General features: G+C 71.9%; 34 protein-coding genes and 1 pseudogene. 17 read left to right on the top strand and 18 right to left on the bottom strand.

Translation table 11 applies throughout. The annotated features are described in order from the left end of the window. Positions 1-25: 25 nt before the first annotated feature. Positions 26-499 carry a hypothetical protein gene (locus OG254_RS38295; RefSeq protein WP_405595675.1) on the bottom strand — a complete coding sequence of 158 codons (474 nt, stop codon included), beginning with the start codon at positions 497-499 and terminating at the stop codon, positions 26-28. 44 nt (positions 500-543) lie between these two features. Here OG254_RS38295 and OG254_RS38290 point away from each other — a divergent pair. Beyond that, positions 544-684: pseudogene (locus tag OG254_RS38290) on the top strand (hypothetical protein); the annotation flags it as partial. A gap of 52 nt (positions 685-736) precedes the next feature. Here OG254_RS38290 and OG254_RS38285 read toward each other — a convergent pair. Further along, on the bottom strand, positions 737-2260 hold the full coding sequence (locus OG254_RS38285) for an IucA/IucC family protein (RefSeq protein WP_405591327.1): 1524 nt from the start codon (positions 2258-2260) through the stop codon (positions 737-739). Between the two features lie 107 nt (positions 2261-2367). Between OG254_RS38285 and OG254_RS38280 the strand changes: the two genes are divergently transcribed. From OG254_RS38280 to OG254_RS38270, 3 genes are read left to right on the top strand one after another with little or no spacing between them, the layout of a single operon-like run. Further along, positions 2368-3882, top strand: coding sequence for an IucA/IucC family protein (locus OG254_RS38280; protein WP_405591324.1), 1515 nt, complete (start codon positions 2368-2370; stop codon positions 3880-3882). Positions 3883-3936: 54 nt separating this feature from the next. Beyond that, entirely contained in the window at positions 3937-5208 is a 1272-nt protein-coding gene (locus tag OG254_RS38275) for a VWA domain-containing protein (RefSeq protein ID WP_405591321.1), read from the top strand. Then, positions 5208-6014, top strand: coding sequence for a hypothetical protein (locus OG254_RS38270; protein ID WP_405591318.1), 807 nt, complete (start codon positions 5208-5210; stop codon positions 6012-6014). The genes OG254_RS38275 and OG254_RS38270 overlap by 1 nt, the downstream gene beginning before the upstream one ends. A 52-nt stretch (positions 6015-6066) precedes the next feature. Here the strand turns inward: OG254_RS38270 and OG254_RS38265 are convergent, their stop codons facing one another. Beyond that, complete coding sequence (locus tag OG254_RS38265) at positions 6067-6705, bottom strand: winged helix-turn-helix transcriptional regulator (protein ID WP_405591315.1); 639 nt, start codon at positions 6703-6705, stop codon at positions 6067-6069. Between the two features lie 87 nt (positions 6706-6792). On the opposite strand from OG254_RS38265, the gene OG254_RS38260 reads away from it, so the two are divergent. The 5 genes from OG254_RS38260 to OG254_RS38240 all read left to right on the top strand — a co-directional run bounded on the left by OG254_RS38260 (position 6793) and on the right by OG254_RS38240 (position 10346). Next, positions 6793-8004 carry a pyridoxal phosphate-dependent aminotransferase gene (locus OG254_RS38260; protein WP_405591312.1) on the top strand — a complete coding sequence of 404 codons (1212 nt, stop codon included), beginning with the start codon at positions 6793-6795 and terminating at the stop codon, positions 8002-8004. Positions 8005-8029: 25 nt separating this feature from the next. Further along, positions 8030-8563 carry a hypothetical protein gene (locus tag OG254_RS38255; protein ID WP_405591309.1) on the top strand — a complete coding sequence of 178 codons (534 nt, stop codon included), beginning with the start codon at positions 8030-8032 and terminating at the stop codon, positions 8561-8563. A 2-nt stretch (positions 8564-8565) separates the two neighbouring features. Next, complete coding sequence (locus OG254_RS38250; RefSeq protein WP_405591307.1) at positions 8566-9165, top strand: histidine phosphatase family protein; 600 nt, start codon at positions 8566-8568, stop codon at positions 9163-9165. 74 nt (positions 9166-9239) lie between these two features. After that, positions 9240-9869: a hypothetical protein gene (locus OG254_RS38245; RefSeq protein WP_405591304.1), complete on the top strand. Its 630-nt coding sequence runs from the start codon at positions 9240-9242 to the stop codon at positions 9867-9869. A 54-nt stretch (positions 9870-9923) separates the two neighbouring features. After that, a complete protein-coding gene (locus OG254_RS38240; RefSeq protein WP_405591302.1) occupies positions 9924-10346 on the top strand; it encodes an acyl-CoA thioesterase in 423 nt (140 codons plus the stop codon). Between the two features lie 53 nt (positions 10347-10399). Here OG254_RS38240 and OG254_RS38235 read toward each other — a convergent pair whose 3' ends face one another. Beyond that, positions 10400-11254, bottom strand: a complete 855-nt coding sequence (locus OG254_RS38235; RefSeq protein WP_405591299.1) for an NAD(P)H-binding protein — start codon at positions 11252-11254, stop codon at positions 10400-10402. A gap of 96 nt (positions 11255-11350) precedes the next feature. Between OG254_RS38235 and OG254_RS38230 the strand changes: the two genes are divergently transcribed. Continuing rightward, on the top strand, positions 11351-12148 hold the full coding sequence (locus OG254_RS38230) for a helix-turn-helix domain-containing protein (protein ID WP_405591297.1): 798 nt from the start codon (positions 11351-11353) through the stop codon (positions 12146-12148). Between the two features lie 267 nt (positions 12149-12415). Here the strand turns inward: OG254_RS38230 and OG254_RS38225 are convergent, their stop codons facing one another. The 5 genes from OG254_RS38225 to OG254_RS38205 all read right to left on the bottom strand — a co-directional run bounded on the left by OG254_RS38225 (position 12416) and on the right by OG254_RS38205 (position 16417). Then, positions 12416-12721, bottom strand: coding sequence for a hypothetical protein (locus OG254_RS38225; RefSeq protein ID WP_405591294.1), 306 nt, complete (start codon positions 12719-12721; stop codon positions 12416-12418). Continuing rightward, a complete protein-coding gene (locus OG254_RS38220) occupies positions 12687-13493 on the bottom strand; it encodes a hypothetical protein (protein ID WP_405591292.1) in 807 nt (268 codons plus the stop codon). The genes OG254_RS38225 and OG254_RS38220 overlap by 35 nt, the downstream gene beginning before the upstream one ends. Before the next feature lie 38 nt (positions 13494-13531). Beyond that, positions 13532-13795 (bottom strand): hypothetical protein, encoded by a 264-nt coding sequence (locus OG254_RS38215; protein WP_405591289.1) that lies wholly within the window; start codon positions 13793-13795, stop codon positions 13532-13534. A 164-nt stretch (positions 13796-13959) separates the two neighbouring features. Further along, on the bottom strand, positions 13960-16020 hold the full coding sequence (locus OG254_RS38210) for a hypothetical protein (RefSeq protein WP_405591287.1): 2061 nt from the start codon (positions 16018-16020) through the stop codon (positions 13960-13962). 199 nt (positions 16021-16219) lie between these two features. Further along, positions 16220-16417, bottom strand: a complete 198-nt coding sequence (locus OG254_RS38205; protein WP_405591284.1) for a hypothetical protein — start codon at positions 16415-16417, stop codon at positions 16220-16222. Positions 16418-16696: 279 nt separating this feature from the next. On the opposite strand from OG254_RS38205, the gene OG254_RS38200 reads away from it, so the two are divergent. The 5 genes from OG254_RS38200 (at position 16697) to OG254_RS38180 (ending at position 18820) form a co-directional block, all read left to right on the top strand. After that, positions 16697-17755, top strand: coding sequence for a C40 family peptidase (locus tag OG254_RS38200; protein ID WP_405591281.1), 1059 nt, complete (start codon positions 16697-16699; stop codon positions 17753-17755). Next, positions 17752-17901, top strand: a complete 150-nt coding sequence (locus OG254_RS38195) for a hypothetical protein (RefSeq protein WP_405591278.1) — start codon at positions 17752-17754, stop codon at positions 17899-17901. The genes OG254_RS38200 and OG254_RS38195 overlap by 4 nt, the downstream gene beginning before the upstream one ends. 2 nt (positions 17902-17903) lie before the next feature. Continuing rightward, on the top strand, positions 17904-18251 hold the full coding sequence (locus OG254_RS38190) for a hypothetical protein (RefSeq protein ID WP_405591276.1): 348 nt from the start codon (positions 17904-17906) through the stop codon (positions 18249-18251). Then, complete coding sequence (locus OG254_RS38185) at positions 18248-18451, top strand: hypothetical protein (protein WP_405591274.1); 204 nt, start codon at positions 18248-18250, stop codon at positions 18449-18451. Before OG254_RS38190 ends, OG254_RS38185 begins: the two co-directional genes overlap by 4 nt. A 69-nt stretch (positions 18452-18520) precedes the next feature. Continuing rightward, positions 18521-18820, top strand: a complete 300-nt coding sequence (locus OG254_RS38180) for a hypothetical protein (protein WP_405591271.1) — start codon at positions 18521-18523, stop codon at positions 18818-18820. 45 nt (positions 18821-18865) lie between these two features. On the opposite strand, the gene OG254_RS38175 is transcribed toward OG254_RS38180, so the two are convergent. From OG254_RS38175 to OG254_RS38145, 7 genes are all read right to left on the bottom strand, one after another. Beyond that, the gene (locus tag OG254_RS38175; RefSeq protein ID WP_405591268.1) at positions 18866-19045 is read right to left on the bottom strand and encodes a hypothetical protein; all 180 of its coding nucleotides are present in this window, start codon (positions 19043-19045) and stop codon (positions 18866-18868) included. Continuing rightward, the gene (locus OG254_RS38170; RefSeq protein WP_405591266.1) at positions 19042-19239 is read right to left on the bottom strand and encodes a DUF4236 domain-containing protein; all 198 of its coding nucleotides are present in this window, start codon (positions 19237-19239) and stop codon (positions 19042-19044) included. The genes OG254_RS38175 and OG254_RS38170 overlap by 4 nt, the downstream gene beginning before the upstream one ends. A gap of 2 nt (positions 19240-19241) precedes the next feature. Next, the gene (locus tag OG254_RS38165; RefSeq protein ID WP_405591264.1) at positions 19242-19400 is read right to left on the bottom strand and encodes a hypothetical protein; all 159 of its coding nucleotides are present in this window, start codon (positions 19398-19400) and stop codon (positions 19242-19244) included. Continuing rightward, positions 19397-20317 (bottom strand): hypothetical protein, encoded by a 921-nt coding sequence (locus OG254_RS38160; protein ID WP_405591261.1) that lies wholly within the window; start codon positions 20315-20317, stop codon positions 19397-19399. Before OG254_RS38160 ends, OG254_RS38165 begins: the two co-directional genes overlap by 4 nt. Continuing rightward, the gene (locus tag OG254_RS38155; protein WP_405591259.1) at positions 20314-21537 is read right to left on the bottom strand and encodes a hypothetical protein; all 1224 of its coding nucleotides are present in this window, start codon (positions 21535-21537) and stop codon (positions 20314-20316) included. The genes OG254_RS38160 and OG254_RS38155 overlap by 4 nt, the downstream gene beginning before the upstream one ends. Next, positions 21534-21749, bottom strand: coding sequence for a helix-turn-helix transcriptional regulator (locus OG254_RS38150; RefSeq protein WP_405591256.1), 216 nt, complete (start codon positions 21747-21749; stop codon positions 21534-21536). Before OG254_RS38150 ends, OG254_RS38155 begins: the two co-directional genes overlap by 4 nt. Positions 21750-21934: 185 nt before the next feature. Continuing rightward, positions 21935-23182, bottom strand: coding sequence for a helix-turn-helix domain-containing protein (locus OG254_RS38145; protein WP_405591253.1), 1248 nt, complete (start codon positions 23180-23182; stop codon positions 21935-21937). 155 nt (positions 23183-23337) lie between these two features. Here OG254_RS38145 and OG254_RS38140 point away from each other — a divergent pair, with 155 nt between their 5' ends. Both OG254_RS38140 and OG254_RS38135 read left to right on the top strand, forming a co-directional pair. Then, positions 23338-23715: a DUF6415 family natural product biosynthesis protein gene (locus OG254_RS38140; RefSeq protein ID WP_405591250.1), complete on the top strand. Its 378-nt coding sequence runs from the start codon at positions 23338-23340 to the stop codon at positions 23713-23715. Then, entirely contained in the window at positions 23712-23924 is a 213-nt protein-coding gene (locus OG254_RS38135) for a hypothetical protein (RefSeq protein WP_405591247.1), read from the top strand. The genes OG254_RS38140 and OG254_RS38135 overlap by 4 nt, the downstream gene beginning before the upstream one ends. A gap of 65 nt (positions 23925-23989) precedes the next feature. Here the strand turns inward: OG254_RS38135 and OG254_RS38130 are convergent, their stop codons facing one another. Together OG254_RS38130 and OG254_RS38125 are read right to left on the bottom strand one after the other, a co-directional pair. Further along, positions 23990-24145, bottom strand: a complete 156-nt coding sequence (locus tag OG254_RS38130; protein ID WP_405591244.1) for a hypothetical protein — start codon at positions 24143-24145, stop codon at positions 23990-23992. Continuing rightward, entirely contained in the window at positions 24142-25668 is a 1527-nt protein-coding gene (locus tag OG254_RS38125; protein ID WP_405591241.1) for a recombinase family protein, read from the bottom strand. Before OG254_RS38125 ends, OG254_RS38130 begins: the two co-directional genes overlap by 4 nt. Positions 25669-25673: the final 5 nt, after the last annotated feature.

The raw sequence follows: 25673 nt of genomic DNA, 5'->3' as shown, positions 1-25673 counted from the left end.
CCGTTCCTCGTACGTACCGGCCGGTTTATTGTTCCCGCGAACGCAGTGCCCCGACAAGCGCTTTCGGCTGGATCGCGGCACATCTCGCACTACGAGACGGATGCCGTGCCGGTTCGAATCCCGGTGACATTGCCCGGCACGTCGTCGACCGAGGTGCCGCCCGGGTGTCGATCCGGCACTCCTCGACACGTACCACCAGGAGCGGCACCCCATCGGACGCCGCGTGCTGCGCCAGAGCGGCGCCATGATGCGGGCCGTCACCCTCGGCCCGCCCCCGGCCCGCGCGCTGCGCGATCTCCTGGCACCCGCCGTGCTGCGGATCGGCCCGGTCCGCGACGCCATCGCGGGCAGCTTCTCCGGCGTCACCCTGCGCTACCCGCGCACCCGCGACCAGCACCGCCTCGCCGGCACTCGCGCCACCGAAGTCCCCCTCGCCGAGGGGCATCTGACCGACATCCAGCGCGAGCACCCCGAGTTCGTCCTCGTCCGGGAACACCACACTCCCGTCTTTGCACCCCGCTCGTACAGGTCCGCCGCGTCGACGACGGCCCCGCACTCCTCGTCCGCCCCGACGGCTACATCGCCTGGGCGGGCCCGAGCACCCGCACCACCGGACCGGGCGGCCGGCAGACCGCCTGGCAGACCTGGACCGCAGACGAGGCCGAGGCGGGGAGCCGCTCCTAGGCCCTGTCGTTCGGATCGTCCCGGCGTCGCGTCGGCTGAAAGGCGCCGCACCTCACAGCCGGCCTGCCCCCTGGCTGCCGGCCAGCGGGTTCGGGAGGGGCAGATAGCGGGCGTCGGCGCCGCCCGCGCCCGTCCAGCGCAGCAGCAGGTTGGTCTTGCCCGGGAGGGTGGGGGCCGAGAGTAGCGCCGGGATCTCGGGGAGGTCGTGGCGGGCGAGCTCGTGGCGTACGGCGGGCCAGGGGTCCAGCGTCGGGTGCCGTGCGGCAAGGGCCCCGGCGATCTCGACGAGGTTGTTGACGACCAGGCAGTACACCAGCCGCTCCCAGCCCGCCGCCCGCGACACGTCCGGCAGCAGCCTCACGCCCTCGGCGTCCCGGAACAGGGCCTGCGCCGGGATGCCGTCGCTGTCGACGGCGACCAGCGTGTTCTGCAGGTGCGCTTCGAGTACGACTCCGTGGTCGGCGAAGGCCGCGAGTGCGGGTGGGACGACCTGGGCCAGATACGCCTCCCACCAGACCGCCGGGTCCTGGGCACCCGGGAGCGGGCTGCCTTCGAAGCCCTCGACGAGCCCCGCGGCGAGCAGCGGCGTCGCGCCCGGCAGGACGCTGCCGCGCAGCCCGTCGCGGACCAGGACCGCCAGTTCCTCGAAGGCGAAGTCGGCGGTGCGGTATCCGCGGTCGCCGAGCCAGGCGGCGGGCCCGTCGAGCGCGGCGAAGGCGGCGGCCGTCGCCGTGTCCGTGCGGCGCAGCCCCAGCAGGTCGTGGCGCCACAGCCGACGGATGTCGTTGGTGATGCGCACGTCCAGGCTGAACTTGAGGAACAGATCGCCCTCGGGGGCGTACAGCGTGCGGATCGCGGCCGTCGGCCAGGCGTCGAAGCCGGTCGTGCCCAGCCGCACCAGCCTGCCGTCCGCGAAGGCGTCCGCGAGCTCCGGGCCGACCAGGTCGAGCTGCCAGGGGTGCGCGGGCAGCAGCCGGTATCCGGGCGGGGCCTCGCCGAGGGCGTCCAGGGCGCGGGTGTCGCCCTCCTCGACGACGGTGTCCTCGCGCACGCCGAGCAGGGTCAGCGGGAAGCGGGCGTGCGCCTCGGGGGCGTACGGCAGCCAGCCGGCGACCGGGCCGCCGCCGCGTGCCTTGGGGGCCGGGTGGTAGGGGTGGCCGGTGAGGAGGGACTGCTCGGAGCGCAGGTAGAGGTCGTCCGGCGCCGTGGCATGCGCGCGTGCCGTGAGGAGCGCGGCCAGCGCGTCGCGGCTGTCGATCATCTCGGCGGGCAGCTCGTGGTTGGACAGACCGGTGTGGCGGCGCAGCTCGTCGGCGACGAGTTTGACGAGTTCGGCGTGCCCGACGCGCTGCCAGCCGCCGGCCGCGTACACCTCGGGTTCCGCGGGCCGCCGCTCGCCGAGGACCCGTAGCAGACGCCCCGATCCGGGCAGCCGGTACACCCGCCGCTCGCCGGACCCGGGCTGCGGTTCGGCCACCTCGCGCAGCAGACAGTTGAGCAGGGGCGCGACCGAGAGGGCGTCGGCGCGTTCCGCGACGTCGGCGGCGGGCGGAGGGTTGAGATGCACGCGATCCACTCGTTCTCTACGGTCCGTCTCTACGGTCCGTCTCGGCGGGGAGACGATCAGTATGTCTGTCGTCGGTGCCTGTCCCGACGCCCTACTCGTACCCGAGGAGACCGCCCGTGCACCGTCCCCCCAGCGCAGAGTCCGAGGTCGCCGCCGAACTGGCCGAGGTGCGCCCCGGACTCGTCTCGCGCCACGCGGCCGAACTCCCCGGAGCCCGCGCGGCCGTACTGAGCCGGCTGTGGCGCGCGCTGGTCTACGAGCCGCTGCCCTGGGTGGCCGGCCGTGAGCGCGCCGGGGAGGGCCTCACCCTGCGCCTTTCGGACGGGCGCCGGCTGCACGGCCCGCAGGCCGACCCCTACGCCACCGCCGCGTACGTCACCGCCGTACGACTCGACGAGACCTCGTACGACGATCCGGCCCGGCTGCTGACCGACCTCGGTGTGCCGCACGGTACGTCCTTCGCCGCCGAACTCGGCCACAGCGTCGCCTCGTTGGCGTTGTCGCGGGCCGGGCAGGGTGCTCACTCCAAGGAGTGGCCGTCGCTCGACTGGAAGTGGGAGCAGCGGGTCGTCGACGGGCATCCGTTCCATCCCAACTGCCGTTCCCGGCCCGGGTTCTCGGTCGCCGAGCAGCTGGCGTACGGGCCCGAGCACCGGCCGGTGGTGACGCTGGGGCTGGTGCCGGTGCGGGCGCGGGAGTGCCTGGTGACCGGCGAGTGGCCGCAGGGCATGCGGGACGGGGGGCGGCTGCTGATCCCGGTGCATCCGTGGCAGGCCGAGCATGTGCTCAAGCGCCCCCGCGATCCCTACGGCGAGGGGATCGCCGCGCATCCGCTGATGTCCCTGCGCACGCTCGCCCTCCCCGAAGGACCGCACGTCAAGACCGCGTTGAGCGCCAGGCTGACGTCCTCGGTGCGGGACATCTCGGTGTACTCCATCGGTCTGTCGGCCACGCTGTCGGCGTTCGCGCACATGCTGGCGTCCCGCATGGACGGGCTGCTGCACGTCACGCGCACCCTGGGGGCGGCCACGGCCGACTCCCCCGATCTGGCGGCGGTGGTGCGCGAGTCGCCGCAGGTGTACGCCGGGCCCGGCGAGCACGTCGTGCCGGTGGCCGCGCTGGCGACGACCGGGCTGCCCGGATCCCCGGCGTGGCTGGCCGAGTTCACGCGGCTCGCGCTCACCGTGGGGCTGCGGTTGCTGGAGCTGGGGGTCGCTCTGGAGGCGCACGGGCAGAACCTGCTCGTGGTGCTGTCGGCGGACGGTTCCCCGGTGCGGCTGGTCTACCGCGACCTCGCCGACATCCGGATCAGCCCCGCACGGCTGGCCCGCCACCGCATCCCGATGCCGGAACTGACGGGCCGGATCGTCACGGACGAGGTGACGGCCCTGCGCCGCAAGCTGTTCGGGTCCCTGGTGGCGGGGGCCCTCGCGGGTACGGCGGGCTCGGGTACGGCGCTGCGCGGGGCGCTGGAGGCGGTCGTACGGGAGCTGCCGGACACCGTGGATCTGGCGGCGCTGCGCGAGGAGGCGCTGCCCACGAAGGCGCTGACGCTGATGCGGCTGTCGCCGGCGACGCCGGGGGATCAGTGGGCCGAACTGCCGAACCCGCTGGTCACCGAGGTGTTCTGACCCTCGTTCCGACCTCGTTTGAAGCAGGACACCTCTGATCAATAAGATCCGCCGATGATCACAAGAACACGGCTGGCGACCGGGGCCTGCGCCCTGCTCGCCGCGCTCGCGGCCGGGATGGCGTTCCCGGCCGGGGCGGTAGCCGATGAGACCAGCGCGATGGCGCCCAAGGTCGATCTCGTCCTCGACGTGAGCGGCTCGATGCGAGCGCGGGACATCGACGGCCAGTCGCGGATGGCGGCGGCGAAGCAGGCGTTCAACGAGGTGCTCGACGCGACGCCCGAGGAGGTCCAGCTCGGCATCCGCACGCTGGGCGCCAACTACCCGGGCGACGACCGCAAGACGGGCTGCAAGGACACCGCGCAGCTCTACCCGGTCGGCCCGTTGGACCGCACCGAGGCGAAGACGGCGGTGGCGACCCTGGCGCCCACCGGCTGGACGCCGATCGGTCCGGCGCTGCTGAAGGCGGCCGACGACCTCGACGGCGGTGAGGGCTCCAAGCGGATCGTGCTGATCAGCGACGGCGAGGACACCTGCGCGCCGCTCGACCCGTGCGAGGTGGCGCGGGAGATCGCCGCCAAGGGCATCGGCCTGACGATCGACACGCTCGGCCTGGTCCCGAACACCAAGATGCGCCAGCAGCTGAGCTGTATCGCCGAGGCGACCGGCGGCACCTTCACCTCCGTCGAGCACACCGAGGAACTCACCGACAAGGTCAACCAGTTGGTGGACCGGGCGGCCGATCCGGTGGTGACGCCGGTCGCGACGACGGGCGCGGACCAGTGCGCGAAGGCGCCCGCGCTGAAGTCCGGCCTGTACACGGATCGCGAGGAGTTCGGGCAGCAGCGCTGGTATCGCGTGGACGTCGAGCCCGGCCAGGAGCTGCGCGCGTCCGTGAGCGTGTCGGCCGACCGTGCGGTGAACCCCTCGTACGGGGTGCTCCTGCGGGCGGTGACCGAGCGCGGCCGGGAGATCGTGCGCGGCGAGGCGGCGGGCAACGGCCGTACGGACGTCATGTCCACCGGTCTGCGCTACCCGAAGGCGGAGGCGGACGGCGACGAGGAGGACACCGCGCCCGCCGAGACCGTGTGCCTCCAGGTCACCCAGTCCTTCTCGGCGGGCTCCGGCGTGCAGACCACGCCCGGACTGCCGCTGGAGCTGACGATCGACGTCGTGGACGGGCCGTCGCAGTCGAGCGACGTGGCCGCCTTCGGCCTCGGGCGCGGCTGGTGGCTGCTCGGCGCGCTGATCCTCACCGGCTTCCTCGCCGGTCTCGTCTGGGGCTGGCTGTCGCGCTGGCGCGTCGCGGTCTGGAGGACCAACTGATGCGGATCACACGTGTGTTGAGCGCTTCCCTGCTCATGCTGGGACTGGCGGTCACCCCGGCCGCCGCCGACACCTCGCCGTCCCCGAGCGCATCCCAGGACGAGGGCGGCGCGCCGTCCGTGGCGGGCACCTCCTTCCGTACGGCGACCGAGGTCGAGCAGGGCCAGACGGCCACCGCGAGCGCCTCCACCGGCGACTACCTGTACTGGTCGTTCCCCGCGGACGCCGGCCTGCGTCCCACCGTGAAGGCCACGGTGAAGCTGCCGGACACGCACGCCGCCGAGACCTGGCAGATCGACGTGTACGACGGTCTGCGCCGCCGCCAGGCCTGCCAGTACGGGGCGCAGACGCGCACCGCCGCCGCGGGCACCTCCTCGGTGGAGCTGACCTGCGTCCTGCGTACCGTTCGCGCCTGGTCGGAGCAGTGGGCCGATGACCCGCTGCCGGGTACGTACTACATCCGTCTGACGGCCGTGGACGTGCCCACCTCCGACCTCGGTCTGCCGGTCGGCGCCGAGGTCCGGGTCGACTCCAAGGACATCGGCGGTTCGGCCGCGGTGGACGGGGCGCTGGCGCAGCCCCTCGTGCCGGGCGCGGCCCTGAAGTCGCAGGCGGACGAGGAGAGTTCGTCGGCCTCGGCGGTACTGTCCGACATCGAGCCCGAGGACGGCTGGGCCTCCGGCTGGTGGTCCGACCGCTGGGTGTGGACGGCGATCGGCGGCGCGCTGGCCGCGCTCGCGGGGATCGGCGGTTACGCGCTGACCCGTGGACCGGGACGGCCGTCGCGGGTGCCGCCGGGCGCCTGATCCGTCGCCAAAAGGGCCTGCCGTACTCGACGGTGGGCCCTTTTGGCCGGGCTCATCCCTCGCGCAGGGCCTTGGCCAACGTCCCGTCCCCGCTCACCTCGACCCGCCCGCCCCGTACGGCGTCCGCCACGCTCAGCTCCCCCCGCGCGACCGCCTGGCACGTCCCAGAGTCCAGGACCAGCCGCGCGTCTGGCTCCCCGGGTGCGGGCCCGTCGCCGTAGACCGGCCCGTCCTCGGCGCCGACGTACAGATGGAAGTCCCCCTCCTCCAGCCGGACTTCGACCAGGCCCTCCCCCGCCCCGCCTGCCCGCAGGGCTCGCAGCAGCGGCAGCGCGAACCAGTGCGCGCGCACGGCGTCGGTGGGCCGCCGCTCGCCGAGCTCGGCCTGCCCCCACTGCCCCAGCGCCTGGAGCACGGGCAGCAACTCCCGCCCGCGCGGGGTGAGTTCGTAGACGTACGCCGCACCGGGCGGCGGCAGCTTGCGTCGCGTGCTGATCCCGTCCCGCTCCATGTCCTTCAGCCGCGAGGCGAGTACGTCCGTGCTGACGCCCGGCAGATCGGCGTGCAGATCGGTGTAGCGCCGCGGGCCGGCCAGCAGCTCCCGGACGATCAGCAGGGTCCAGCGGTCGCCGACGACGTCGAGCGCGCGGGCGGCGGAACAGTACTGGTCGTAGCTTCGGCGTGGTGACATGCGACGCAGTCTAGACATGTTGTTGGACTTTCCAAGCTCGAACTTGGTAAAACCAAGCAACACACGAAACCGGAGGGGCGAGCGCGCATGGAGTTCCGGCAGTCGAGCAAGCTGAGCGAGGTCTGTTACGAGATCCGCGGCCCGGTGATCGAGCACGCGAACGCGCTGGAGGAGGCGGGCCACAGCGTCCTGCGGCTGAACACCGGCAACCCCGCGCTCTTCGGATTCGAGGCGCCGGAGGAGATCCTCCAGGACATGATCCGGATGCTGCCCCAGGCGCACGGCTACACCGACTCGCGCGGCATCCTCTCCGCCCGCCGGGCCGTGGCCCAGCGCTACCAGACGCTCGGTCTGGAGGTCGGCGTCGACGACGTCTTCCTCGGCAACGGCGTGTCCGAGCTGGTCTCCATGGCCGTACAGGCACTCCTGGAGGACGGCGACGAGATCCTCATCCCCGCCCCTGACTTTCCGCTCTGGACGGCCGTGACGACCCTCGCCGGCGGCAAGGCCGTGCACTACCTGTGCGACGAGCAGTCCGACTGGTACCCGGACCTGGACGACATGGCGTCGAAGATCACGGACCGCACGCGCGCCGTGGTCATCATCAACCCGAACAACCCCACCGGCGCGGTCTACCCCAAGGAGATCCTGGAGGGCATCCTCGACCTCGCCCGCCGCCACGGCCTGATGGTCTTCGCCGACGAGATCTACGACCAGATCCTCTACGACGACGCCGTGCACCACTCGGTCGCGACCCTCGCCCCCGACCTGGTCGTCCTGACCTTCTGCGGCCTGTCGAAGACGTACCGGGTAGCGGGCTTCCGCTCCGGCTGGCTCGTCGTCACCGGCCCGAAGCAGCACGCGAAGAACTACCTGGAGGGCCTGACGATGCTGGCGTCCATGCGCCTGTGCGCCAACGCGCCCGCCCAGTACGCCATCCAGGCGGCCCTCGGCGGCCGCCAGTCGATCCGGGAGCTGACCACGCCGGGTGGCCGGCTGCACGAACAGCGCGACGTGGCCTGGGAGAAGCTCAACGAGATCCCCGGCGTGTCGTGCGTGAAGCCGAAGGGCGCGCTGTACGCCTTCCCGCGCATCGACCCCAAGGTGCACAAGATCCACGACGACGAGAAGTTCGTCCTGGACCTGCTGCTCCGGGAGAAGATCCAGGTCGTCCAGGGCACCGGCTTCAACTGGCCGACCCCCGACCACTTCCGCATTCTGACCCTGCCGTACGCGGAGGACCTGGAGGCGGCGATCGGGCGGATCGGGCGGTTCCTGAGCGGATATCGGCAGACCTGACCCTCCGGGTGGGTAGGAACCGTCCATGAGCACCCGCCCCCTCCTGCTCCTCGACGTGGACGGCCCCCTCAACCCCTTCCGCGCCCCGTTCCTGCGCCATCGCGGCTATGTGACCCGCCGGCTGCACCCCGCCAACTGGTCGGCCCGGCAGCCGCCGGGATCCCGGCGGCTGCGCCGCGGCCTCAGGGTGCGGCTGCATCCGGGGCACGGGGCGCGGCTGCTGGCGCTGCCGTACGAACTGGCGTGGGCGACCACCTGGCAGCACCAGGCCAACGAGATGATCGCGCCGGTGATCGGGCTGCCCGGCGACCTGCCGGTCATCGAGTGGCCCGAACTGTTCGCCACGGACCCCGACGGGCTGTACTGGAAGACCCGGCACGTGGTGGCGTGGGCGGCGGGGCGGCCCTTCGTCTGGGTCGACGACATGATCACCGGCCTCGACGTACGGCACGTCGCGGCCCACCACGGCGGCGCCGCCCTGCTGCTCCCGGTCGACGCGCGCAGGGGGCTGCGCGAGCACGACTTCGCCGAGTTGGAGCGCTGGGCTCTTAGCCTGTGACCATGAGTGATCTCTTCCTCGTCCGGCACGGCCAGACCGAGTGGTCCCGCTCCGGGCGGCACACCGGCTGGACCGACGTACCGCTCACCGAACACGGGCGGGAGGAGGCGCGACGGCTCGTGCCGATGATCCGCTCGCACCGGATCGGGGCGTCGTTCGTCAGCCCGGCGCAGCGGGCACGGGAGACGGCCGAGCTGATCGGGCTGCACGACACGCAGGTCGACACCGATCTGCGGGAGTGGGACTACGGCGGCTACGAGGGCATCACGACCGTCGAGATCCAGCACGAACGGCCCGACTGGTTCCTGTTCCGGGACGGTGTCGCGCCGGGGCCGCCCGACCATCCCGGGGAGAGCCCGGAGCAGGTCGGGGAGCGCGCCGACCGAATGCTGGCCAAGGTGGACGCGGCGTTCGCCAACACCGAGGGGTGCGTGGTGCTGGTGGCCCACGGGCACTTCCTGCGGGTGCTCACCGCCCGGCGGCTCGGGCTGCCGCCCGCGGACGGGGCGCTGTTCCAACTGGCCACGGGGACGCTGTGCCGGCTGGGCACGGAGCACGGGCGGCCGGTGATCTCGGGGTGGAATGTCAGACCCGGGTCGTAGCCTTCCCAGCAGATGGAGCCGGTGCCGTGCCATGAGGCCGGGCCGGCATCCGAACGCCCGGGGAGGAGCACGCCGTGACCAGACCACCGACCGCCGCCCAGCGGCGTGTCATCGACGCGGCCGATCCCGACACCGGACGGCTCAGGGGTACGGAGGCACAGCTCGCGGCACTGGTGAAGCGGGGGCTCGCCTTCCGGCACCCGCGCCCGCCGCACGATCACTTTCTGACCCCGGCGGGGCATCGGATACGGGAGTCCGAGCCTGCGGTGCCCGAAGAGGCCGAGGCCACCGAGGCGCGCGGTGTGTTCGCCGCGCGGATCGGCGGTGAGGAACGCGCCCCGGCGTCGGGCCCGGCCCGGCTGCGTGAGGTGCGCGGGGCCTGGGAGGGGCTGCTGGAGCTGCGCCGGATGACCAACCCGGACGGCGCCGTGGACCGGCCGTGCGGCTGGGAGCGTACGCATCTGGTGCAGGCCGCCGCGCTCGCGCTGGAGGCGGCCGGGCTTCCTCCGGCCGGGCCGGACTCCGAGGAGGGGTACCGGGTGCGGGCGACCCCCCAGCCGGAGGCGGTCGCCGTGCACGAGGCCGACGGCGCGCGGCTGCGGGCCTGCGCGACCACACTGGAAGAGGCGGGCTGGCAGGTGGGCGAGCACACCGAGTCCCGCACAAGAGTGCGGTATTTGCTGGCTTCTCCGCGACGGATGTAGAGGGCACATGTCAGGATCGGACCGACAAGAAGCGTGGCACGTGAAGGGGAAGTCGTGACCGAGCTGTTCTCCGTTCCGGTGACCGTCCGTGGGTACGAGACGGATGTGCAGGGACACCTCAACCAGGCGGTGTACCTGAACTACGCGGAACACGCCCGCTGGGCGCTGTTGCAGGCGGCCGGGATCAGCCAGAAGGGGCTCGCCTCCAAGGGCGTGGGACCGGTGTCCCTGGAGACGACCATCCGCTTCAAGCGGGAGCTGCTCGCGGGCGACGAGGTCGAGGTGACGTGCGCCTTCGAGTGGGGCGGCGGCAAGACGTTCCGGGTCGAGCAGATCATCCGCAGGACCGACGGCACGGTCGCGGCCGAGATCACCGCGGTCGGCGGAGTCCTGGACCTGGAGGAGCGCAAGCTGGTCGCCCGCCCCGACGAGATCTTCAAGGAGCTGTCGTCGGACCCGAGCCTGTTCGGGCTCTAGTTCACACCGGCTCCGGCGCAGGTGCCGATGCGGCGCCTCCTCGCCGACGCCGGTCACCCCTCCGTAAATGCCGCCCTGTGGTCCAGCGCCCACTCCCGGAAGCTCCGTGCCGGTCGTCCCAGTACCTGCGGTACGTCCTCGGTGACGACGGCGTTGCCGCCTTCCTCGATGAAGCGAGCACTCGCCACAAGACTGTCCGCGTAGGCGGCCCCGAGGCCGGCACCCAGGAGTTGTTCGCGGCGCTGGTCCGCGGTCAGTTGGAGGAGTTCCACCGGCCGGCCGAGGATCTCGCCGAGTACCGCGGCCTGGTCACCGGCGCTGATGGTCTCGGGTCCGGTCAGGGTGTAGGTGCGCCCCGCATGACGTGGGTCGAGCAGTGCGCTCACGGCGACCTCGGACACGTCCCGCGGGTCGACCACGCCCTGTGCGCCGTCGCCCATCAGGTTGGGCGCCGCGGTGCCCGCGCGGACGGCCTCGGCCCAGGCGGTGGTGTTGGAGGCGAAGGAGGAAGGACGCAGCAGGGTCCACTCCAGGCCGCTCGCCCGGACGGCCTCCTCGCCGGGCAGGTGCCAGGTGCCGAACCCGGCCAGCCGGGGGTCACCGGTGCCGATCGAGGAGAGCTTCAGGATCCGCGGTACCCCGGCCGCCCGCGCCGCCTCGACCAGGCCCCGGTCGTGCTCGGCGTCGTCCGGGCCGAACACCCCGACCAGGAAGGCGGCTTCGACGCCGGCCATCGCCGCCCGGACCGAATCCCGGTCACGGGGGTGCCCGGGTACGGCCTCGACGCCCGAGGGCACCCGGGCCGCCGCCGGGTCCCGGGTCAGCGCACGCACCTTCTCGCCGCGCGCCGCAAGCTGTCGTACCACGTCACTGCCAATGGTGCCGGTGGCACCCGTCACTAGGATCATGACCACCACGATGGGCGGCGGGCGGCGCCGGACTCTTGGAAATTCCGGCACGGTTCACGGGCCCGGACGGCCGGGTGCCGGGCATACGGTGGAGGCGTGACGCACACGATGTCCCGACGGATCCTGCCCACACCCCGGGCGCTGCACCCATGGGTCGCGGGCATCGGGTCGGTGTCGGTGGGCGCCGAGCCGTCGGAGCCGTACGTCCAACTCCCGGACACCGCCACGAAGTTGGTCTTCCGGGTCGACGAGGACGGCCACCGCAGCACGCTGGTCGTCGGCCCGCGCACCCGCGCCTCGTACCACCTGGGCAAACGGTTCACATCCTGTCTTGAGATGCGGCTGGCGCCGGGCACCGTCCGTCCCCTGCTCGGCGTGCCTGCGGTCGATCTCGTGGGTGACGCGGCGCTTTTGGAGGAACTGCCCGGCGCGAGGGCACGCCAACTGGCCCGCGAACTGCGGCACATGACGCCGGAGCAGGTGGTGCCGCATCTGGCGCGGACGCTCCCGGACCGTCTGTCCGCCGCCGCGGACCGCTCACGCACGGCCCTGTTGCAGGCCGGCGCGGACGCGTTGTCGATGCGCACCGGCCACGTTCCCGGGCAGGTGCGGGACGTGGCACGCGAACTCGCCGTCAGCGAGCGCCAGTTGCGCAACCTCTTCGCCGAGGGCGTCGGACTCTCCCCGAAGCACTATGCCCGGATCGACCGGGTCCACGCGGTGCTGGCCCGGGCCGACGACGTCCCCTGGGCGCAGCTCGCCGTCGCCTCCGGCTACTACGACCAGTCCCACATGACGTCCGACTTCCGCACCCTGATGGGCGTCCCGCCCCGCTCGTACTTCAGCGGCCGCCTCCCCGACGCCCAGCCGTGCCAGGCCGCCGCCCGCCACTGACGAGGCCGTGGTCGGCGCCCACGGGGGAAATGGGATGCGGGAGGCCCGGGGCGGCTGGGATGCTCCCGGTTCATGGCCGCACGACGCACCAGACCCAGCCTCTACATCTCCGTCGACAAGTACTAACCAGGGGCCTTTGATTCGTAGGCGTCTGACCTGGGGCGAGGTCGACTACAGCGCGTAGTTTCGGCCTGATCCGGCGAGCGGGGCGCACCAGCGAATCAATGGCCACGGCACGCCGGGGCCCACGAATCACAGACACCCAGGTCAGCGCGAGCGGCGCAGGTCGTTCAGGGCTCCCCAGCCGCCGGGATCGTCCAGGGTGCGGCCGTCGATGACCCGGCCGAACGACGCATGCTGAAGCCGGGCGCGCAGCTCCGGAGGCCAGGTGGCCACGGCGTCCGCCTCCGGGTCGGCCGGGGCGGGTGCCCCGGCCGCCAGGCGGGGCGGAGCCTCAGAGCGGGACAGGCGCCGGAGGGCACCCTTGAGCCTCTGCACCTCGGCCGCCGCGCCGGGCTGGCCGGGGTCGGCCGCCAGCTCACGCAACCGTCGCTTGATCGTCTTCCGGTTCATCGTCGTCCTCCTCGTCGAGCAGATCTCCGAACTCGTTCTGGATCTTCACCAATTCAGCCAGCACGGCGTCAGCGCTGTCCGGCTCGGGGCCCCTGTCCGCGCGCCCTGGCGGCAGGGCGAGCCGGGTGACGGCCGGTGCGCCCTGGGGCTCCACGGCGACCACCCTGTACCGCAGGCCGTCCGGCCCGTCGATGTAGAGCTGTCCGTCCTCGGTGTACGGCGTGAGTGCGACCGCCAGCGGCGGCAGCGGCTCCGGCGGGGTGAACTCCCTGCCGTCGATGGCGTGGAGACGGGCGGCTGCGGCCTCCAGGGCGTAGGTCAGCCGGTCCTGGGGCAGCGACACGGCCTTGAGCCCGGTCATGATCGCCTCCACGGTCAGCGTCGACTCCTCGTTGAGGCGGTGCTCCAGCCGGACCTCCAGCGGCTGCTGAGCGTCGGCGCCGTGCAGGCGGCGGCGAGACTCGTTGAGGCCCCGGAGGGTGTTGATCGCCTTGAGCCGGGTGTCGGCGTCGGTCGACTCGGCGAGGATGCGCATCGACTGAGCCCAGAGGTCTTCCAGCTCGGCGTCCCGCATGGCGGCGAACGCCTCCGAGAGGGGACCCAGTTGAGCGGCGGCCCGCTGCTCGATGATCTGGTTCACGCGCGTCTGGCTGAGGCCGACCTCGGCGGCGATCCGGCGCTCGGGCACGCCCCGGATCTTGAGCTTGAAGATCTTCTCGTCTCGTGCAGCGCGCTGCGCCTTGTTGGGGCGGCGCTGGGGTGGAGCGGTCATCCGATTACCTCTCAGTGATCAGTCCGCCGGGGCGGGGCCTATGCGGCGACGGGACAGGGTGCTGGGCAGGCGTGCCGCCCCCGGCTCTCTCGATGTCGGCGGCGGACCTCCGGGGTGAGGGGCCCGACCTCACGGAGCACGTAGCCGGTCCGCTTCAGCGGCGAGCACGGGCAGGCGCAGTGGGCGGCCCGGTCGCCCTCCACGGCGCCGTGGTAGTGCCAGCGGTTCTCGTGCTCGCACCACACCCAGAGCTGGTGCCCGAGCGGCGAACGGTAGGCGGGCAGTTCGGGGGTCGAGGTCATGATCGTTCTCCTTATCGATCTTCGTTCGAGGTGATACCCGGATCTTGGTCCGGGGGGGGCCGGTACCGGGCGGGTATCGGTACCCGGTACCGGGGCGGGCGGGTACCGGTACCACCCGCGCGAGGCTCTGACCTGGACTTATGGTGATACCCAAGATCGGGGTATCACCGGGTATCACTCGGTATCGCCCCCGATACCCGGAGCGGAGAGGGGCCGGTAGGCCCCTCTCCGGTATCGGTACCGGACGCCTTTTCAGCCCTGTGGTTGCGTGCCTTGATCGCACGGTTCTTGAGGGCCTGGCGGAGGGGGATCTTGACGCCCTCGCCGTCCATCCACTCGTGCGTCGCGTTGATGCCGCGCCCCGTGGGCACCCCGGCCTCGTCCATCTTCCGGATGGCCCACTCGATCCGTTCCTCGTCCGTCCACTTCTTCTCGTCCCCCTCCTCCGGGACGAACGGGTCCTGCGGGACGAATACCGTCCGCACTGGCCCGGCCGGGGCGTCCTTCTCCGCCTCCGATGTCATGACGGCCGTGGCGACGGCCTTGCCGACCCGGTCCCCGAGGGCGCCCTGGTTGTCCTTGCGGAGGATGAGTCGCGTACGCCCCGTGAGTCCGGGCTTGAGCGGGGCCTCGAACTGGCACTCATACAGGGCGCCTTGTACCGCCTGCGCCTTGCGGATGGAGCCCGCCTGCCTGTCCTTGGACTCGTGGCCCACGTGGTCCACGAACACCCCGCACGCCCCGTGCAGCGTGAACGGCGCGAAGAACTCCCGCACCGCGTTGTCGATGCCGCCGGGGTGGTAGGGGTCACCTCCGAGCGACGTGACCGCCGGGTTCAGGGCGTCCAGGGTCACCAGCTTGACCGCGCGCTGTACGTCGTCCGTCAGGGCGTCGCGGTCAAGCGTGGAGTACAGCACGTGGAACCGGCCCCGGATGTCCTCCGGCTTCGCCCCCGCGTGCAGCAGCCGGGACACGATCACCATCACCGGGTTGTTGTCGAACTCCCAGTGCACGACGATCCCGCCGTCGGCGAGTGTGCGCGCCTCCACCTCGGCCTGAATGACCGACTTACCGACAGAGGCGTCTCCGTAGACCCCGTTCACCAGCCCGGGGTAGAACAGGCCGCCGCTCGTCTCTCCGCCCTCCAGCCGGGCCACCGTCGGGAGCACCGCCGCCTGCCCGCTCAGCACGGCGTCCAGGGCCTGCGAGACGGTCATGGTGGTACTGGCCCGCTGGCTCGCTTCCCACTGGCTCACGAGCCGCTGAGCAGCCTTCTGCGCCAGCATCCGTTCGGCCATCTCGCGCACCACCGGGCTGACGTCCGGAGCGAACACCTCCAGCTCGGTCGGCTCAGCCGCCTTGACCGCTTTGGCCTGCGCCACGGCGTACCCGGCGGCGAGGTGATCCCAGGCGTCATCCCTCGGGTTGGTCGTGCGGCTCTGGACGACCGTGCGCGGGATACCGCGCGCCTCAAGGGACTTGGTCACGGCGGCGGTCCACTGCGCCCCTTTGTCGTCCCGGTCCTGCCAGACGATCACCTCCGCCGCGCCCTTCAGGCTGTCGGCCAGCTCGTCCCTCCAGCCCCCGGACCCGCCGCTGTTGCACGTTGCCGTCTCACCCGAGGCGATCAGTGCACCGGCCGCCTTCTCTCCCTCGGCCAGGTGGACCGTCCGGCCCGCCTTGACGGCTTCGATCACGTCCGGGAGCTTCCACAGCACCCGCCGGATGCCCTCGATGGACGGCACGCCGCCAGGGCCCTTCTGCGTGAACTTCTTTGTTCCGTCGGCCAGTTGAGTGCGGACGGCCGCGTACAGCGTCTCCCCGGCCTCGTCCGTGTAGACGAATGCGTGCTCTCCGGGCGCGTTGATGCCCGGGATCTCCCGCGTCGCCCAGTCGGGCACCTGGCCTGGCTGCGGCTCGCCGTCGTCCTCGGCGGGCCAGGACAGGTCGGCCAGGGACAGGCCGACAGCCTTCACGATCTCAGCCCGCGCCTTGTCCTGCTCGTCCTTGGGCTTGCCGTCCATGCAGGCGAAGCAGTACAGCAGCGCTGTACCGTCCCCGGCGTCCTTCACCGACAGGGCGGGCCGCTGGCCGTTGTGGCGCGGGCAGTCCCAGCGCCCCCGCTCGCGCTCGGACTCGTAGAAGCCGTGCACCTCCAGAGCGGCGGTCAGCCCGTCGTACGGCGTCGAATTCGCTTTATCGGACGGGTTCGATCCGGCCCCCATTCGGGTAAGCTCAACAGTGGAGCGGTTGGTCGCCGCGTCTCCTTCAGGGCCCCCCGGCTTGAGCCCCCGGGGGGTTTCTTTTGTGCTCATTGCGAGCCTTTCCGCACTGGTTGCCTCGCGCCTCCTTTCCGTGGTCTTTGGTCAGGTGCTGCCGGTCGGTGGACGCCTTGCCCGTCCGGCGGGGTGCTGCTCGGTCCGGCTAGAGGGCCGGGCCTGTCTTCTCCAGCTCGTCCGCCTCAGCGCGCAGGCGCTCGGCCTCAGTGGTCAGCGTCTCCGCCCTTGCCCGCAGCAGGTCAACGCCCGCGCGGTGCGCCTCCTCGGGGCGCCCGTAGCGCAGGGCCACCGCCTGGCGGCCCTTGGCCGACCACTCGGCCGCCGACATCTTCACCCGGGGCATCTGTTCCTCCCTGAAAGCAGTAGAACCCGGACCGCTGATGCGGCCGGGTTCCTTGGTCTACCTACAGAATGCCCTGTGCATTGGGTCCCGTAAACCCCATTCAGTGCCCGCCGGGAACCAAGTTCCACCTCATCGATTTACTTATATCGACAGCAGTTTCGGGCCTGTAAATATCTTTAGCTAAACAGGGCGAGCCTGCCCCCTGTCGGTGATCCCTCCGGGTTAGGGGCAGGCTCGCTCCACCATTATGCTCCCTTTTAAAAGCCGGGAGGCGCGCAAATGGAATTCCTGACCGTAGCCCAGGCGGCAGATCGCCTGAACACGACGACGCAGGCGGCGTACGACGCCCTCAACCGGGGCGACCTGGAGCGGGTGCCCGGCGAGGGGGTCATCCTGCTCACCGGGACGTCGGTGGACGCCTTCGCCCGGCGCCGCCGCAGCCGGGCCGCCTCGGGCCTCACTCCGGCCACGGCCGCGCGCTACCTCGCCGAACAGCTCCGGCCTCCTCCGCCTCAGCTCACGGTGGACGGCCGGTTGGCCAGCACCGGCGAGAAGCCCCCGCCGTCCGCCCCGCCCACGCGGGAGGAGCTGCGCACCCGGCGGGACAAGGCGCTGGGGCAGATGCCCGCCCTGCGTGCGATGTTCTCCCCCGACGTACTGGACGGGGTCCTCCTGCCGGACGGCGCCGGTTGCCGGTGGTGTGCGTCGGACGTCCCGGCGGACGAGGTGTTCGCCGCCCCCGACGGCGACGCCACCTTCCGGGTGCTGTTCGGCTCGGAGCCCTGTGCCCGGGACGTCGCCCGCTGGAACGACCAGATAGCCGCCACGGAGAGGCGCCGGGCCGCCGCCCGCGCGGCGAGCGATCAGACGGCGGCGGACGGCCGGATGCGCGCCGACGCGCTCAGGTTCGCTGAGATGAAGGTCGGTGCCCCCTACGCCGACGACGCCGACGGCCCGATGTCGTTCGACTGCGCCGGACTCATCCGGTGGGCGTACGCACAGGCGGGCGGGGTGCTCGTGCCGCGCATGAACCTGCCCCTGATCGACGCCGGGCAGCGGGTGGAACTGGACGGCCTGGAGCCGGGCGACGTCGTGCTCAACCGCCCGGCCACGCACGCGGGCCTGTACGCCGGGAGCGGCCGGGTGCTGCACGCGGTCGAGGGCGGGGTGCAGCACACCTCCCTGGAGGGCTTCACGGACGGCGTGAGGCTGTCCCGGACGGGCCTGGTGGCCTCGGGCGCGGAGACGGTCGACAGCGGCTCTCTCGCCGCTCTGACGGCCCTCGCGGCACTGCGAGCCGTCGCCGCCGAGCAGGGCATAGCCCTGGAGGCGTCATGAGCGGGCGGCCGGTATGCGCCTGCGCGGGCTCGGGCCGCAACCTCCGGCCCTGCCTGGAGCACTTCGCCGCCCTGTCGGCGGCCGAGCAGATCCGCGTGCTGACCCGGCTGGGGGTCAGTAACCCCCGCCCGGCTCGGAGGAGTTGACCATGACCGATGACATCGAAGCTCACCGGGCGGCGATCGTCTCCGCCGGACGCGCCGCCCTCGCCGACATCAACCAGGCTTCAGCGGAAGCAGCCGGGGCCGTGGTGCGGGTGGTGGAGCAGCAGACCGGCGTGACCCTCGCCGTGCGGTCGCCGTCGATCATGGACGCGACCAAGGCCCAGCTCGCTGACGCGGAGCGCCGCGCCCGGCACGCCCTGGTCGCCGTGGACCTGATCCGGGGGTGGTTCTGGCCCCGGGACGTGGTGACGCTGGGGGAGTTCGTGCGGGACCTGCCCGAGGACGTACGGGAGCAGATCGCGGACAACCTGGTGAAGGCGGGGCTGTCGTGAGCCACGTCCCGATCCCGAACCCGCAGCGCACGGCGGCGTTCGCCCTGGTCCAGCAGCACCCCGGCCGCCCGGCGGACGAGCTGATGAGCCTGTGCCGGTCGGCGGTCATGCGGAGCTGGCTGCCGGATGCGCTGCTGGTGCTGCGCGAGGGCTGCGCCGTGCGGGTGGACGCCGACGGCCAGTACTGGCCCACCGGCTGAGCTGGGCGGTCTACTTGCCGGCCGACATATTTAAATCACTCTCCGCCTGGACGGCTACGCTCGGCAGACATGAGCACAATCAGCGGCCCGGCGACGGCCGTTACCGACGCGGGCGAAGCGCCCGTCTCCGTCAGCCTCCGGCAGGTGCCCGACGGCATCCGAAATCCCTACTGGTCCGGCACGATGACCCTCCACTCCGTCGAGGTGTGGAGGGAGATCGACAGGACGCGGCAGTTCCGTCTGCGGCTCCCCGACGGGCAGGAAGGCCCGTTCGACGTCAAGGATGGGGTGGGCATGCCACCGACCGACGCGAGGCCCGCCACGTTCCGCATCACCCGGAACGACGGCGAGTCCTTCACGACCGGCTGACGACACGAGCCACGCCGGGCGTACCGGCGTGGCTCTGTCTGCGGGCTACTTGCCCTGGGCGCAGAACGCCTCATGCTCCTCCGCGCTCTTGGTACCCGCAAGGACCGGGCCGCCGTCGCAGCGCACTGTGTGCGCTCCGGGGAGGCCCGACCCCACGTCCGAGGAGATCAGCAGGACATAGGCGATGATCGCAATGGCGATCCAGGTCAACGGCGACGACTTCACGGCTGCCTCCGGCGGCGAGTTGTGCGCCGGTACCCGAGGGGGCCCGGCAGGTCGGCGGACGTCGTGGTCCGCCCGTTGGTGGACCAGGTACGGGCCAGGGGTCCGGCCTTGACCGTGACCGACACGGAGCGGCGGCCAAGGTTCAGGTAGACCCCGGGCAGGACCCGGATGCGCTTGCGGAACGTGACGGCCACGGTCAGACCCCCGGTACGGCGGCCAGCGCCGCCTGGACGAACTCGGACGGCCCGCCCATCAGGACGACCACGGCGGCCCCCGCGATGAGGGCGGGGATGCGATGCTGCTTTCCGATGGCGAGCACCACGGCCAGAGCGACGAGTGCGGCGAACTGGATCACTTCGACACCTCCTTGCGGGCGTCGGCGAGGTAGCGCTTGGCGCTGGCGAGCGAGACGTCCAGCCGCTCAGCCACCTGGGCCCCCGTGAGCCGGGGCTCAGCCTTGAGTAGTTCGGCCACCTGAGCCGTCCGCTCGACGCGCTGCACGGTGGCGGCGCTGAACCCGAAGGGCTCACGTGGCTGAGCCGGGCTCAGCTCCGGCTCAGCTGGTGCGACCTGCACAGATGCGACGACCTGAGCCACCGGCTCAGCCAGGCTCAGCGGCTCAGGCTGAGCCCCCTGCTCCAGCTCAGCTGCCTCCGGCGCGCGCTCGGCGTCCAGTTCGGCCGTGACCCGCCGGGCCTCGTCGAGCGTGCGCATCTCCTCGGCGAGCGCCTTGCGGGCGTAGATGTCGTTGCGCGTCTGGTCCAGCCACGCCTGGTTCTTCGTGTCCAGCCGACGGACGGTCAGCTTGAACCGCAGCACCCATGCGGCCTTGGACCCGAGCGGGATCAGGGCGGCGATGATGCCCGCCGCCAGCTCCCCGAGCAGGGCCCCGTAGACGACGATGGCAGCCATGGACAGGGCCACGAACGCGGCCCCGGCGAACTGCGCCCACCGGGCCGTCCTCGGGTCGTAGCGGGACTCCCACTCACCCATCACGGCGTAGATCCACAGCGCGTCCAGCACCATGGCGGCCGGGTACGCGACGAACGGCGTGACCAGCCGGGCGAGCAGCCCGCCGATGGCCGCCACGGACAGCGCCACCGCCAGCACGGTGATGCCCACGGCCATGCGGAACATGACCCGCTTGACCAGGGCCGGGACGTCCCGGGGCGGCACCGGGACCTCTACCTTGTACGGCTCCGGCACCATCTGCGTGATGCCGTCGTGTGTGACCGGGACCTGGCGCGTCCGGGTCTCGGTGCGGAACATCATGAGTAGTCCTCTTCCTGCTCGTTGACCTGGGGGAGGGTGTAGCCGTCCGGGGTCGCTTCAACCTGGCCCCGGGCGGTGAGTTGCTGGATCTTGCGCTGCACGGAGCCGGGGTTGCGGCCGGTGGAGCGGGCGATCTCCCGCACGCCCACCGGGCCCCCGAGCAGTGCGCGCTCGATGGCCTCCGCGAACTCGTCCGTGCGGGCGTTGCGTGTTGCGTGTTGCGTGCGTCCGCCCAGGTCAAAGGCGTGCGCAACGCGGGCAACGCGCTTGTGCAGGCTGACGGGCACCGCGAACTCGGGGGCGGTGTACGGGCCCCGGCGCTCCAGGGCGGCCAGCCGCCCGGCCGACAGCCACAGGCCGTAGACGACGCGGGGCGCGGACATGGCCCGCACGGGCGTCCAGATGAGCATCTGGCCCGAGCGCATCAGGCGGTGCGGAGCCCACCCGGCGGCCACCAGCTCCTTGAGCGCGACCTGTGCGGCCTCGCGGGTCTGGAGCTGGTGCACGAGCTTGGCGCTGAACTGGTCGCGGATCTCGGACGGCACGCTGTCCGTCTTGGGGTCCTGGAGCCCGAACCACAGGTGCACACCCAGCTCCCGGCCGGTCTGGATGACCGTGACGAGATCGCGCATACCGGCGGCCGACAGCTCGTTGAGGAGCCGGGACTCGTCCATGATGATCGCCAGGTGCGGCGGCTCGGCCATGAGCGCTCGGGCGGGCAGCTCCCGCGTCACCAGGTCCCTCAGCCGGGCCTCGATCGCCTCCATGGTGTCCAGGACCGGAGCCTTGCCCCGGTAGGCGCGCACCGACGCGCCCCACTTGCCGTCCCAAGCCTCAAGCGACCAGGAGGAGTTGGACAGAGCCCACGCCGCCAGCACCCGCAGCGCCGACGACTTCCCCGATCCCGTGAAGCCGACGACCATGATGTGCTGATCCGGCCGGATCCGCTCGTACCGGCCGAAGAATCCCCGGCGGGCGATGCGGACCGTGGGGCGGATCCGGCTGTCCGGCGTCCAGCGGAACAGCCGGGCCAGAGCCTTTTCCGACAGGACGGCGTGCAGCCGCTGTGTGAGGGTCCGGCGGGCGGCCTCACGCTCCTTGGCCGCCTGTCCGGCGATGATGGCCCGGCGGGCGTCGCGGGTGGCCTTCCACAGCCGCCAGCGATACCGGAGGTAGAACCAGGCCCCGGCGGCAGCGGCGAGGCAGAGAACGACGGTCATGCCGTGCCCCCGCCCGCTTCCAGGAGCCGCACCAGGTCGGCCGTGCGTACGCGGCGGCGGCTGCCGACCTTGACAACAGGCACCGGGAACCCGTCACGGCGGTGCAGGCGGTAGGCGGTGGCTGTGCTGAAGCCCAGGGCACGGGCCGCCTGAGCGAGTGAGACGAGGGCGGGCCAGCGGCGGACCTCGTCCAGGGTTGCGGGATCGCCCACGGGGCGCCTCCAGGTCGGGACATGACCCGGCCCAGCACACGCAAAAAGACCACGGACCGCGTGTTGCTGGTCCGTGGTCTGTGGTCTTTGCGGCTCCCAGCGTATCCCGGCTTCTCACCGCTTTCCAGGGGTTACCGGGGCTTGTCGCACCCAACTTGAGCTGGGGAATTAGTCGATTCGATTAATCAGCCGGCAAGAGGGTGCTCAGCGAGCACCGCGCGGACCTCGGGCACGTCGTCGAACTGAGTCAGCCGGGCGATAACCACCCGGCCGCGCTCGGACGTCCGGTCCGAGGCGACGTCGGCGGACAGCTCGAACATGCGGGCCGCTGTGTCGGCGGCGGCCTCGGGCTCGTTGGCGTCGGCGTAGGCGACGGCGAGCCAGGACAGATACAGGGCCATCTCGCGGGCGTGGGTGGCGTCGTAGCGCTCCAGCACGGACCGCAGCAGCGGCACGGCCCGCAACGGTCGGCGCAGCTCGGTGTAGACCCGGGCGTCCATCACTTCCAGCTCAGGTCGGCTGACCCAGTAGGCCCACTGCGGGGCCTCGTCGGGGGCCTCCTCGGTGAGGGCTTCGTGCGCCTCTCCGAGGGCGCGCATGGCCTGTTGGGCGTGGGTGCGGCCTGCCTTGGCGTGAGCCCAGGCGACCCGGTCGAAAAAGAGGGCGCGGGTCTGCGGCGGGGCGGACGGCCCGGCTTCGTCCAGGGCGGCCTGGGCTAGGTCGACCGCGTCCAACTCCCTCCCGGTGTTCGCGTGTTGATACGCCAGCGACCCGGCGAGGTTGGCCACCAGGGCGCCGTCACCGGCCTGACGGGCGGCAGAGATACCGAGGGCGTACGCGTGGGCGGCTTGGTCGTGCTCTCCGGCGTCGGAGGCGATCCACCCGGCGATCTGGGACAGCTCGCCGATCTGGACGAGCAGCGCCCGGCCGGTGGGCTCGTCGTAGGTGCGGTCCCGGTAGAGGCCGACGGCGCCGGACAGCTCCCGGAACGCCGGGACGATGAGGTCACCCCCGGCCAGCACGTCATCCGCCAGGCGCAGGCCGTGCACCCGCCCCGCCAGCGCGGCCACAGTGGAGGCGCCGATACGACGGCCTGAGCGTCCGTCTCCCGCCTCCAGAGGGTCACCCGGGGGCAACAGCTCCGCCAGCGTGGCGAACGCTCCGGGAAGGCGGCCCTCGGGCTCTCCCCGGGCGTACGCGGCTGCCCGCTCCAGGGTGCCGAGCGGAACGTCGAGGGCGACCGCCAGCGCGGGCAGCCACGCGTCCGGGAGGCGGCGGCCCTGCTCCCAGCGGCCAACCTCGTTGCGGGTCAGGGTGGTGAGGCCGGACAGGGCGCACAGCCGGTCGGCCAACTGCCGCTGGGACAGGCGCACGTCCCGGCGCAGGCGCGCGAGGTACTGCCCGAACTGCCTCTTGCGTTCCGTGGTCTGCATTTGTGGCCCCCTCGGGCCTCAAGGTTAGGCCCCCTGTAGGCCCCCTACCCGGCGCCTCCGAAAGATCCACCACAGCGGTTTGGTGAACAGCACAGACCCCGGCGACCGCAGCGAACGGCCCCGGGGCGTGGCCGACGCTTCAAGGGAGCGACGACATGACGGAAGTTACCGCCCCACCTCCGCCCGTGGCAGAGGCACTGCCGCTGGACCTGGAGACCATGAGGGAGACGGCCCGGCGGCTGCTGGCTCCGGACGCCGAACTACCCACGACGGAGGAGCTGGAGACGCTGACGCTCCTGTTGCGGGGACACATGATGCTGCTCATTCCGGCCGTGGAGGATGCGGCCCGGCCCCTGCCCGAGGACGACGTACCCCGGGCGTGTGCGCTGGCGTGCGTGGGTGAGGCGCGGATGCGGCTCGGGCTGGAGCCGGGGCGGACACTGCCCGCCGGGATCGCCCACGCACAGCGGCTGTCCCGCTCGGTGAACGCGCTGTGCGATCACGTGGTGAACCTGGACGGGGTACACCGGTGACCCTGGCCCTGCACGTGTGCCGGGCGTGCGACGAGGTGATCGAGGACCCGGCGGACGCCGTCTTGGTGGCTCACGAGCTGGGCAACTCGGGCCCCGGCTGGGACATATACGCCCACCGTGAGCACGTGGACGACGTGGAGCTGATCGACCCGGACCTGTTGAGGATCATGCTGCGTATCTGGGCAGCGCATCGCCCGGCGGCGCAGTAGCCGCGACACAGCGCGGAGCCGCCCCGATGCCGATGCGGGGCGGCTCCGTCGTGTGCGGCGTGGGGTCAGGTGCGGCGGCGCAGCAGGGCGACCCGGAACGGCGTCAGCACGGGACGCTGAGGGGCCGTCTCCGGCCTTGTGCCGCTGGCCATCAACCGGCGTAGGGCCCGGCCGACTTCGGCCGCCTGAGCGCCGTACAGGGGCTCGCGGATGTCGCTCATACCGCTGCCCCCTCCGCCTTGTACCGGCGGATGCGGTCCCGGGCGGCCGGGGACGCACTGTCGGCCACGCGCCGGACCCGGGGCTGACCGAGCGGCCCGTGCGGAGCGAAGACGAGGGCGGCGACGGCCCGCTGCACCGTGATATCCGACGCCACCCACCGGTCGGCCGCACCGGGGCCGGTTTCGAACAGGCCGTCCAGCGGGTCGGGCGCGGTGAGGTCGGCCTCCCGGCGCTCCAGGGTGGCGATCTCCGTCTCCAGCTCATCCATGTCGTTGGTGCGCTGGATGCGGGCACGGGCGTTCCTGGGCGCCGGGGCGGCCTCCAGCTCGTCCAACTCGCCACGGAGCCGGATCAGTTCGGCACGCACGGACGACAGCTCGGAGTGGCTGTCGTCCTCGGCGAGCTGGGCAGGCACTTCCTCCCGGGGCGCCAGGAACAAGTAGGTCAGCAGCTCGTTGATCAGGTAGTCATCGGCGGCCGTCTTGTCGATCCTCAGACACCCGTACTTGCGGCAGACGTACGCCGCGTGGCCATGGTGCCCGGCGCCTTGCTTCTTCGGACGGTCGCCCGGCGTGATGGTCATGCCGTTCCCGCAGACGTCACACCGCAGCGTGCCGGTGAGGACGTGCTTGACGGCGCTTGAGGTGACCGACTTCCGGGAGGGATCTGCCAGCAGCCGCTGCACGGCGTTGAACAGCTCCCGGTCCACCAGCGCGGGCCAGTTGCCCGGCCGCTCGCTGCCCTTGTGCACGCGGATGCCGATGTACGCCTTGTTGATCAGCAGGGGCCGCATGTTGGCAGCCGAGATCGGCTTGTCGGACTGGCGGCTGACGATGCCTCGTTCTTCCCAGTTGAGGGCCACGGCGCGGATGGAGTCGCGCTTGCGCCCGTTCCACCCGGCCACCCGCTCGAACAGCTCGACCACCAGCGGCCCCTGGACCGGGTCCGGCTCCTGCGACACGGGACGCGGGCGGCCGTCGATCAGCTCGTACGTGCGGCAGTACCCAAACGGGATCTTGCCGTGCGGGCGGCCGTCGTCGACTGCGGAGTTCACACCACGCAGCGTACGAGCCGACAGGCGCCGGGCCTCTTCCTCCGCCTTGACCACGCCACCCATCAGCGCTGCCCAGTCATCGACGTTCGCCGGGTTGTAGGTGTGCTCGGCGACGGTCACGTGGATCAGGTAGCCGTGCGCCTCGCACAGCCGGATGATCTCGGAGCCCTGACCGGTCTCGCGGGTGAGCCGGGATATCTCCCACAGGACCAGCACGTCCCCTGGCTGGCCGAAGGCGCCGGAGCGCAGGTCGGCCAGGAGCTGGGCGAAGTCGCCGCGTGCCTTCGTGGCGAACTTGGAGGCGCTACCGGTGTCGGCGTACGGCTGGCCCCAGGTCCACGGGCCGTGGTTCCGCTCAGCCTTGAGGTTGTCCTTGTGCTGGTCGTCGGTGGACCGTGACCGGCCGCCCTTGCCCTTGCTGGACCGCGCGTACTCCCGCGCTGTCCGTGTTGCGACTGCTGTCGCCATGTGCC

Source organism: Streptomyces sp. NBC_01092 (genome assembly GCF_045039535.1).
Classification (GTDB): domain Bacteria; phylum Actinomycetota; class Actinomycetes; order Streptomycetales; family Streptomycetaceae; genus Streptomyces.
Note: the sequence above shows the minus strand (reverse complement) of the source record. Positions and strands in the feature narration are given on the sequence as shown.